Annotated in this window: 2 rRNA genes; both read left to right on the top strand. The window is 58.9% G+C overall.

Annotation, left to right across the window (positions count from 1 at the left end):
• Nucleotides 1-113 precede the first annotated feature (113 nt).
• Nucleotides 114-1,641, top strand: a 16S ribosomal RNA gene (locus ACETWP_RS17265).
• A gap of 568 nt (nt 1,642-2,209) precedes the next feature.
• Nucleotides 2,210-5,340: ribosomal RNA gene (locus ACETWP_RS17260) — 23S ribosomal RNA — on the top strand.
• The 16S and 23S rRNA genes sit together here, the layout of an rRNA operon.
• The last annotated feature ends 13 nt before the right edge of the window (nt 5,341-5,353 follow it).

Raw genomic sequence — 5,353 nt, 5'->3', positions numbered from 1 at the left:
CCTTTTCCTGTCGCACCCCGTGCGGTGGGAGGGGTTTTTTGCCGGGATTGTTTTGCTTGGTGCAGCCGTCGGCCCGATTTTCCTTGGGCCGTCCTGGTTGTGTCCGTTTTGTTTTTACGGAGAGTTTGATCCTGGCTCAGGATGAACGCTGGCGGCGTGCTTAACACATGCAAGTCGAACGATGAGGCCCAGCTTGCTGGGCCGATTAGTGGCGAACGGGTGAGTAACACGTGAGTAACCTGCCCCCGACTCTGGGATAAGCCCGGGAAACTGGGTCTAATACCGGATATTCTCCCTCCGCCGCATGGCGGGGGGTGGAAAGCGGTTTAGCGGTCGGGGATGGACTCGCGGCCTATCAGCTTGTTGGCGGGGTAACGGCCCACCAAGGCGACGACGGGTAGCCGGCCTGAGAGGGTGACCGGCCACACTGGGACTGAGACACGGCCCAGACTCCTACGGGAGGCAGCAGTGGGGAATATTGCACAATGGGCGAAAGCCTGATGCAGCGACGCCGCGTGAGGGATGACGGCCTTCGGGTTGTAAACCTCTTTCAGTAGGGAAGAAGCGAAAGTGACGGTACCTGCAGAAGAAGCGCCGGCTAACTACGTGCCAGCAGCCGCGGTAATACGTAGGGCGCAAGCGTTATCCGGAATTATTGGGCGTAAAGAGCTCGTAGGCGGTTTGTCGCGTCTGCCGTGAAAGTCCGGGGCTCAACCCCGGATCTGCGGTGGGTACGGGCAGACTAGAGTGATGTAGGGGAGACTGGAATTCCTGGTGTAGCGGTGAAATGCGCAGATATCAGGAGGAACACCGATGGCGAAGGCAGGTCTCTGGGCATTAACTGACGCTGAGGAGCGAAAGCATGGGGAGCGAACAGGATTAGATACCCTGGTAGTCCATGCCGTAAACGTTGGGCACTAGGTGTGGGGGACATTCCACGTTTTCCGCGCCGTAGCTAACGCATTAAGTGCCCCGCCTGGGGAGTACGGCCGCAAGGCTAAAACTCAAAGGAATTGACGGGGGCCCGCACAAGCGGCGGAGCATGCGGATTAATTCGATGCAACGCGAAGAACCTTACCAAGGCTTGACATGGGCCGGACCGCCGTGGAAACACGGCTTCCCCTTTGGGGCCGGTTCACAGGTGGTGCATGGTTGTCGTCAGCTCGTGTCGTGAGATGTTGGGTTAAGTCCCGCAACGAGCGCAACCCTCGTTCCATGTTGCCAGCGGGTTATGCCGGGGACTCATGGGAGACTGCCGGGGTCAACTCGGAGGAAGGTGGGGACGACGTCAAATCATCATGCCCCTTATGTCTTGGGCTTCACGCATGCTACAATGGCCGGTACAAAGGGTTGCGATACTGTGAGGTGGAGCTAATCCCAAAAAGCCGGTCTCAGTTCGGATTGGGGTCTGCAACTCGACCCCATGAAGTCGGAGTCGCTAGTAATCGCAGATCAGCAACGCTGCGGTGAATACGTTCCCGGGCCTTGTACACACCGCCCGTCAAGTCACGAAAGTTGGTAACACCCGAAGCCGGTGGCCCAACCCCTTGTGGGAGGGAGCCGTCGAAGGTGGGACCGGCGATTGGGACTAAGTCGTAACAAGGTAGCCGTACCGGAAGGTGCGGCTGGATCACCTCCTTTCTAAGGAGCAGCTAGCCGGTGTCCGGCGCGGGTTCCCGTGCCGTGGCCGCCGGTTCAGTGCATGCCCGTATCGGCCGCTTTCGTCGGCCGGCGGGCGCTCATGGGTGGAATGTCAACGAATCGTGGCCCGGACCGTGTGGTTCCGGGATCCCCAGTACGCCCCCCTTGGGGGGTTGGAGCGGGGTTCCGGGCGCAGACGCGGACCGGGTCCATGGCACACTGTTGGGCCCTGAGACAACAGGCCCGCACGCCTTCCCGACCCCCCTTGTCCCGCCGTTTGGCGGTGCGGGGGTGGCGGGGTGGCGGCGGTTCTGTGTTTCGGTTTGTCCCGCGCATGGCCTCGGCCCGCAGAAGTCCCCCCCCGGTTTGTCCGGTGGTGGGCGGCGGTGTCCGGTGGGTGCGACGGGGTTGTTGTTTGGGAACTGCATAGTGGACGCGAGCATCTTGTATCGGGCGCCTTCGGGTGTCCGTGCAAAGCAATTTCTTTGATGGAAGACCCTGTCCGGGCCGTTCGCGGTGCGGGCGTGGTTTTCTCGATTTGTAGAATGCCTTTGCTTGACCTGTTTGTGGTCAAGTTTTCAAGGGCGCACGGTGGATGCCTTGGCATTAGGAGCCGAAGAAGGACGTGGGAATCTGCGATAAGCCTGGTCGAGTCGATAACCGGACGTTGACGCCAGGATTTCCGAATGGGGAAACCCCGCACAGCGCGCGAGTGTCTGTGTGACCCGCAGCTGAACACATAGGCTGCGTGGAGGGAACGCGGGGAAGTGAAACATCTCAGTACCCGCAGGAAGAGAAAACAACAGTGATTCCGTGAGTAGTGGCGAGCGAAAGCGGATGGGGCTAAACCGAGCCATGTGTGATAGCCGGCGGGCGTTGCATGGCCGGGGTCGTGGGACCATCCATACCAGTTCTGCCGGACTGGTGGGGCGAGGTGCGGAAGTATAGGCGAACCGGTTTGAATGCCGGACCATAGGGGGTGCGAGTCCCGTAGCCGTAATGCTTTCCGCCGCCCTGTGAAGGTATCCCAAGTAGCACGGGGCCCGAGAAATCCCGTGCGAATCCGCCAGGACCACCTGGTAAGCCTGAATACTACCTAATGACCGATAGCGGACAAGTACCGTGAGGGAAAGGTGAAAAGTACCCCGGGAGGGGAGTGAAACAGTACCTGAAACCGTGTGCCTACAATCCGTCGGAGCCTCCTTGTTGGGGTGACGGCGTGCCTTTTGAAGAATGAGCCTGCGAGTTAGTGTTACGTCGCGAGGTTAACCCGTGTGGGGAAGCCGTAGCGAAAGCGAGTCTGAATAGGGCGACTCAGTGGCGTGATCTAGACCCGAAGCGAAGTGATCTACCCATGGCCAGGTTGAAGCGCGTGTAAGAGCGCGTGGAGGACCGAACCCACTTCAGTTGAAAATGGAGGGGATGAGCTGTGGGTAGGGGTGAAAGGCCAATCAAACTTCGTGATAGCTGGTTCTCCCCGAAATGCATTTAGGTGCAGCGTTGCGTGTTTCTTGCCGGAGGTAGAGCTACTGGATGGCCGATGGGCCCCAAAAGGTTACTGACGTCAGCCAAACTCCGAATGCCGGCAAGTGAGAGCGCAGCAGTGAGACTGTGGGGGATAAGCTTCATAGTCGAGAGGGAAACAGCCCAGAACGCCAACTAAGGCCCCCAAGCGTGTGCTAAGTGGGAAAGGATGTGGAGTTGCGAAGACAACCAGGAGGTTGGCTTAGAAGCAGCCACCCTTGAAAGAGTGCGTAATAGCTCACTGGTCAAGTGATTCCGCGCCGACAATGTAGCGGGGCTCAAGCACACCGCCGAAGTTGCGTCATCCAGGTAACAGGTAGGCCTTCGTGGTCCAGCCGCCTGGGTGGGTAGGGGAGCGTCGTGCCGGCAGTGAAGCCGCGGTGTGAACCAGCGGTGGAGACGGCACGAGTGAGAATGCAGGCATGAGTAGCGAAAGACGGGTGAGAAACCCGTCCGCCGAATGATCAAGGGTTCCAGGGTCAAGCTAATCTGCCCTGGGTAAGTCGGGACCTAAGGCGAGGCCGACAGGCGTAGTCGATGGACAACGGGTTGATATTCCCGTACCGGCGAAGAACCGCCCATACCGAGCTGGCGATGCTAACCGCCCCGGACCACCACCGGGTTCCCTTCGGGGGGCCCACCGGTGGCGAGGCGCGGGACCCGAGCCAGGGAGGTAAGCGTATTAACAGGTGTGACGCAGGAAGGTAGCCGGGCCAGGCAATGGAATCGACCTGGTCCAAGGGCGTAGGGCGAACGGTAGGCAAATCCGCCGTTCACGATGCCTGAGACCCGATAGGCGCCCCCCTCGTGGGGGTGATCCGGTGATCCTATGCTGCCAAGAAAAGCATCGACGCGAGGTTCCAGCCGCCCGTACCCCAAACCGACACAGGTGATCAGGTAGAGAATACTAAGGCGATCGAGAGAATCATGGTTAAGGAACTCGGCAAAATGCCCCCGTAACTTCGGGAGAAGGGGGGCCCCAACCTTGAACGGTACTAGCGACCGGGAGGGGATCGGGGCCGCAGAGACCAGGGGGAAGCGACTGTTTACTAAAAACACAGGTCCGTGCGAAGTCGCAAGACGATGTATACGGACTGACTCCTGCCCGGTGCTGGAAGGTTAAGAGGACCGGTTAGCCGCAAGGCGAAGCTGAGAATTCAAGCCCCAGTAAACGGCGGTGGTAACTATAACCATCCTAAGGTAGCGAAATTCCTTGTCGGGTAAGTTCCGACCTGCACGAATGGAGTAACGACTTCCCCGCTGTCTCAACCATGAACTCGGCGAAATTGCACTACGAGTAAAGATGCTCGTTACGCGCAGCAGGACGGAAAGACCCCGAGACCTTTACTATAGTTTGGTATTGGTGTTCGGTGCGGCTTGTGTAGGATAGGTGGGAGACTGTGAGGCCCGGACGCCAGTTCGGGTGGAGTCATCGTTGAAATACCACTCTGGCCGTACCGGATTCCTAACTTCGGCCCATGATCTGGGTCAGGGACAGTGCCTGATGGGTAGTTTAACTGGGGCGGTTGCCTCCTAAAGAGTAACGGAGGCGCCCAAAGGTTCCCTCAGCCTGGTTGGCAATCAGGTGTCGAGTGTAAGTGCACAAGGGAGCTTGACTGTGAGAGCGACAGCTCGAGCAGGGACGAAAGTCGGGACTAGTGATCCGGCGGCACGTTGTGGAACGGCCGTCGCTCAACGGATAAAAGGTACCTCGGGGATAACAGGCTGATCTTGCCCAAGAGTCCATATCGACGGCATGGTTTGGCACCTCGATGTCGGCTCGTCGCATCCTGGGGCTGGAGTAGGTCCCAAGGGTTGGGCTGTTCGCCCATTAAAGCGGTACGCGAGCTGGGTTTAGAACGTCGTGAGACAGTTCGGTCCCTATCCGCTGCGCGCGCAGGAAATTTGAGAAGGTCTGTCCTTAGTACGAGAGGACCGGGACGGACGAACCTCTGGTGTGTCAGTTGTACTGCCAAGTGCACCGCTGATTGGCTACGTTCGGATGGGATAACCGCTGAAAGCATCTAAGCGGGAAGCCCGCTTCGAGATGAGATTTCCATACCATTTATGGTGGGAGGCCCCCAGCAGACCACTGGGTTGATAGGCGGGACGTGGAAGCGAGGACCAAAGACTCGTGAAGCCGACCCGTACTAATAGGCCGACAACTTACACCACAAACACCACACCC

This window comes from Arthrobacter halodurans (assembly GCF_041877255.1).
Lineage (GTDB): Bacteria > Actinomycetota > Actinomycetes > Actinomycetales > Micrococcaceae > Arthrobacter_N > Arthrobacter_N halodurans.
The sequence above is the reverse complement of the archived record's forward strand: the minus strand, read 5'-3'. Positions and strand labels throughout refer to the sequence as shown.